The sequence below is a fragment of the uncultured Bacteroides sp. genome (genome assembly GCF_905207245.1).
Taxonomy (GTDB): Bacteria; Bacteroidota; Bacteroidia; order Bacteroidales; family Bacteroidaceae; genus Bacteroides.
In genome coordinates this window covers 1-4,144 of record NZ_CAJLKP010000169.1, presented here as the reverse complement: position 1 = coordinate 4,144, position 4,144 = coordinate 1, and the positions used below count along the sequence as shown (strand labels likewise).

The window sequence follows — 4,144 nt, the reverse complement described above, 5'->3', positions numbered from 1 at the left end:
GAACCACCGAAGTCGAAAGACAGCAGATTTACAGTCTGCCCCATTTGGCCACTCTGGTATTTGCCCTTACATTTAAATAAAGAACTCTTTTTTCCTTATTGTTTTTTTGAGCCTCTTGTCGGATTCGAACCAACGACCCCGAGATTACAAATCACGTGCTCTGGCCAGCTGAGCTAAAGAGGCAATTACTCAAAAAATGCAACCGTTACGTTCTATCGTGAGCGAAACGGCTGCAAATTTAGGCATTTATTTCTTTTCCGCAAAATTTTAGCGAAAATTTATTTGCTCCGTTGTTTTTCCTTGTGTTTTACCAGTTGCTTTTCCAAGGCTTCGACACTTAAATCGACAGACTCTTCAAACGTATTGCAGATTTTGCTTGCATAAAACTCACCATTAGGAATGATTACTTTTACGCCGGCTTCTTTATTTTCTGCGGTCTCTGGCTTAACCACCTTTAATGACACCTCTACTTTCTTTATATCATCGTAATACTTCTCCAACTTTGCGACTTTCTTCTGAATAAAAGACTGCAATTGCTCTGACGCATCAAAGTGAATTGATTGAATTCTTACTTCCATACTTACCTCCTTACTTTTAGGCCCGAGGATGAGCCTGGTTATACACTTTTTTAAGTTCTTCAAAAGTAGTATGCGTATAAATTTCCGTAGTCGCCAGACTTTCGTGCCCGAGAAGCTCCTTTATCGACCCTAAATCCGCACCATGATTCAACATGGCTGTCGCAAAGGTATGCCTCAGCACGTGGGGACTTCTTTTCTTCATCGTTACTACCTTCGAAAGGTTTCGTTTCACAATAGACGTCACGATACTACGATAAAGCCGCTTCCCGTTCTCCCGGACAAAAAAAGCATCCGTCCGATCTGCGACAGCTTCATTCCGCACGTTAACATATCCTCTCATTGACCGCTCTAACTCTTTGTCGAAAGGAATCAAACGCTGCTTATTCCGTTTTCCCGTCACCTTGATAAGGGAAGCTGAGAAATCCACATCTTTATCATCCAACCCGATTAACTCTGAAAGCCGCATACCAGTGGCATAAAACATTTCAAGAATCATGTGGTCACGACACCCCTCGAACCCCTCACCGAAATCCATATCATCCAGCAACCTATCCATTTCCTTCTCTCTCAGAAACGCGGGAATCGGCCTATTCTTTTTGGGCCCTGACACCTTCTGCAAGGGATCAGCTTGAATCTCGCCTCTGCGCAAAAGAAATTTATAATACGTCCGGATCGAACTCAGTTTTCGATTTATCGTAGAAGAAGCGCATCCTTTGTCCATCAGAGAAGCAATCCAATCACGAACAAGTTCCGCATCTACATCCGAAGGAGTTAAAGTCCCCAATTGTTCTTCACCAAACTTTTGCAATTCAAGAATATCTGTCCGATAATACTTAACTGTACCTTCGGAATAGTTCCGTTCATACAAAAGATAGTCAAGAAAAGAGTCTGTCAACAACATATCGCTACATATCTAAAATCATGCAACGAATGTATGAAAAGAATTCAATAATTCAAAGGAAATTACGAATTATTAATCTTCTACTTGCTGAAGTTGCTGTACGTAAACTGCACGCTCTTTCTTAAGTCTGTTAACAACAGATGGTTTGTCAAACTGCTGTCTGCTTCTTAATTCTTTAACGATACCAGTTTTCTCAAATTTTCTTTTAAACTTCTTCAGCGCTTTTTCAATGTTTTCGCCTTCTTTTACAGGTACTACAATCATTTTCTTTTTATTAAAATGTTAATGGTTTAAAAATCTCACGATTAAATTGAGCGGCAAAATTACACATAGTTTCTTTATTCACAAAACTTTCTGCCAAAAAAACTGTAAAAAGAGAAAAGATTATCCTATCTCAAACTTCTTCCGCCAAAGGAAAAAGACAAACCAATCGAAAATGTACTAAGAACTAATCGCGAGAGTGCAAGAAACTAATCTCCGCACCGCAAGAAACTAATCCCGCGGATACTAAAAACTATTTATACAATAAATAATAATGTTTCTTACAATAGTTGATGTAAGAAACTTATATAATTATTGTAGGAAACTTAAACAGTTGTTGTATGAATAGTTTTTAGTATCCGCGGGATTAGTTTCTTGCGGTGCGGAGATTAGTTTCCTGTAGCGTAGGGATTAGTTTGTAATATGCCGACAGATAAAGTATAGTGACCCACAAAAATATTCAAAGAAAGTGAGTATCTTTGAGGGATTAATGTTACACCTTATTATATTATAGAATATGAGCCAAACAATAAACAATCGGATTCAAGCCTTACGGGCATTGTTCAGCCGAGAGGGTATACAAGCCTTCATCATTCCGAGTACGGACCCGCATCTGAGTGAATATGTTGCTCCCCATTGGAAATCCCGGGAATGGATTTCCGGTTTTACCGGCTCGGCAGGAACCGTCGTTATCACCACAGACAAGGCAGGGCTGTGGACTGACTCCCGCTATTTTCTGCAAGCCGCCCAGCAATTGGAGGGCACAAAAATAGGGCTTTACAAAGAAATGCTCCCCGAGACACCAAGTATTTCCACATTTCTATGTGCACAGCTAAATCCGGGTGATGTAGTCGGCATTGACGGAAAAATGTTCTCGGCAGAAGAAGTGGAAAAAATGCAAAACGAATTGCAAAAATGCCGGATAGAAATAAAAAACATTCCAGATCCAATGGAGAAGTTATGGACTAACCGTCCGCCAATGCCGGAAGCTCCCGCTTTCATTCACGAAACCAAATATTCCGGAAAAAGTAGCCTGGAAAAGATTTCCATCATTCGGGAAGAATTGAAAAAGTGCAATGCCAAGGCGTTGTTTTTGTCCGCTCTGGATGAGATTGCATGGACGCTTAATCTGCGTGGTAATGATGTGCATTGCAATCCTGTAATCGTCAGTTATCTCTTGATTGAAGAGCAAGAGATACATTATTTTATCCAACCGCAGAAAATCACTCCCGAAGTTGCCGAATATCTGAAAGTAACCGGCGTAAGCCTGCACTCTTATGAAGAGGTAGAAATGTATCTTAACCGGATTAAGGTTGAAAATCTGCTTGTCAACCCGGCAAAAACAAATTATGCCATGTATTCGGCTGTCAATCCTGATTGTAAGATAGTCCACGGTGTTTCTCCGGTTACATTATTGAAAGCTATTCGCAATGAGCAGGAAATCATTGGAATACATGCTGCCATGCAACGGGACGGGGTGGCACTGGTGAAATTCTTGAAATGGTTGGAAGAAGCTATTCCATCGGGTAAGGAGACTGAAATCAGCGTGGATAAAAAATTGCACGGCTTCCGCGCTGAACAGGATTTATATATGGGAGAAAGTTTCGACACAATCGCCGGATACAAAGAGCACGGTGCTATTGTGCATTATGAGGCTACACCTGAAACGGATGTTCCACTGAAGCCGAAAGGTTTTCTACTATTAGACTCCGGTGCGCAATATCTGGATGGAACGACCGATATTACACGCACTATTGCATTGGGAGAACTGACTGAAGAAGAAAAAACTGATTATACATTGATACTGAAAGGGCACATTGCACTGGCAATGGCGAAATTCCCCATCGGCACACGTGGGGCGCAACTGGATGTGCTGGCGCGTATGCCGATATGGCAACGGGGCATGAATTTTCTTCATGGCACCGGGCATGGCGTCGGTCATTTCCTGAATGTACACGAAGGTCCGCAAAGCATCCGCATGAATGAGAATCCGGTGACACTGCAATTGGGTATGCTGACTTCTAATGAGCCGGGGGTATATAAAACAGGGAGTCACGGGATTCGTACAGAAAATCTTGTTTTGGTTGTTCCGGCAGGCGAAGGCATGTTCGGCAATTATTTGCAATTCGAAACGGTTACTCTTTGCCCTATTTGCAAGAAAGGCATCATTAAAGAACTACTGAACAAAGAAGAAATCGAATGGCTCAACGAATATCATCAGACTGTATATGAGAAATTATCTCCAAGCCTGAACAAAGAAGAACAGGCATGGTTGAAAGAAAAAACAAGTAGCTTATAACAACAACTATCCGTTGGCGGAATTAATTTGTTTCTATACGGATTTGAATCAGTTGACGAGGAGACAAGTTGACGAGGGAACAAGGTTCCATGCGGCATAGAAGCA

4 protein-coding genes and 1 tRNA gene are annotated in these 4,144 nt (G+C 41.5%); 1 reads left to right on the top strand and 4 read right to left on the bottom strand.

Annotated features, from left to right (window positions below):
- Nucleotides 1-109: 109 nt before the first annotated feature.
- The 4 genes from QZ135_RS24690 to rpsU form a co-directional block, all read right to left on the bottom strand.
- Nucleotides 110-183: transfer RNA gene (locus QZ135_RS24690), tRNA-Thr, on the bottom strand.
- A gap of 95 nt (nucleotides 184-278) precedes the next feature.
- On the bottom strand, nucleotides 279-578 hold the full coding sequence (gene raiA / locus QZ135_RS24685) for a ribosome-associated translation inhibitor RaiA (protein WP_009132579.1): 300 nt from the start codon (nucleotides 576-578) through the stop codon (nucleotides 279-281).
- Between the two features lie 16 nt (nucleotides 579-594).
- Nucleotides 595-1,479, bottom strand: a complete 885-nt coding sequence (gene xerA, locus QZ135_RS24680; RefSeq protein ID WP_294615752.1) for a site-specific tyrosine recombinase/integron integrase — start codon at nucleotides 1,477-1,479, stop codon at nucleotides 595-597.
- 72 nt (nucleotides 1,480-1,551) lie between these two features.
- Nucleotides 1,552-1,743 carry a 30S ribosomal protein S21 gene (gene rpsU / locus QZ135_RS24675; RefSeq protein ID WP_009132577.1) on the bottom strand — a complete coding sequence of 64 codons (192 nt, stop codon included), beginning with the start codon at nucleotides 1,741-1,743 and terminating at the stop codon, nucleotides 1,552-1,554.
- Between the two features lie 514 nt (nucleotides 1,744-2,257).
- Between rpsU and QZ135_RS24670 the strand changes: the two genes are divergently transcribed.
- A complete protein-coding gene (locus QZ135_RS24670) occupies nucleotides 2,258-4,039 on the top strand; it encodes an aminopeptidase P family protein (RefSeq protein WP_294615750.1) in 1,782 nt (593 codons plus the stop codon).
- The last annotated feature ends 105 nt before the right edge of the window (nucleotides 4,040-4,144 follow it).

Coding starts and splice junctions, on each gene's coding strand:
- raiA (WP_009132579.1), bottom strand. CDS start 578: ATGGAAGTAAGAATTCAATCAATTCACTTTGATGCGTCAGAGCAATTG.
- xerA (WP_294615752.1), bottom strand. CDS start 1,479: ATGTTGTTGACAGACTCTTTTCTTGACTATCTTTTGTATGAACGGAAC.
- rpsU (WP_009132577.1), bottom strand. CDS start 1,743: ATGATTGTAGTACCTGTAAAAGAAGGCGAAAACATTGAAAAAGCGCTG.
- QZ135_RS24670 (WP_294615750.1), top strand. CDS start 2,258: ATGAGCCAAACAATAAACAATCGGATTCAAGCCTTACGGGCATTGTTC.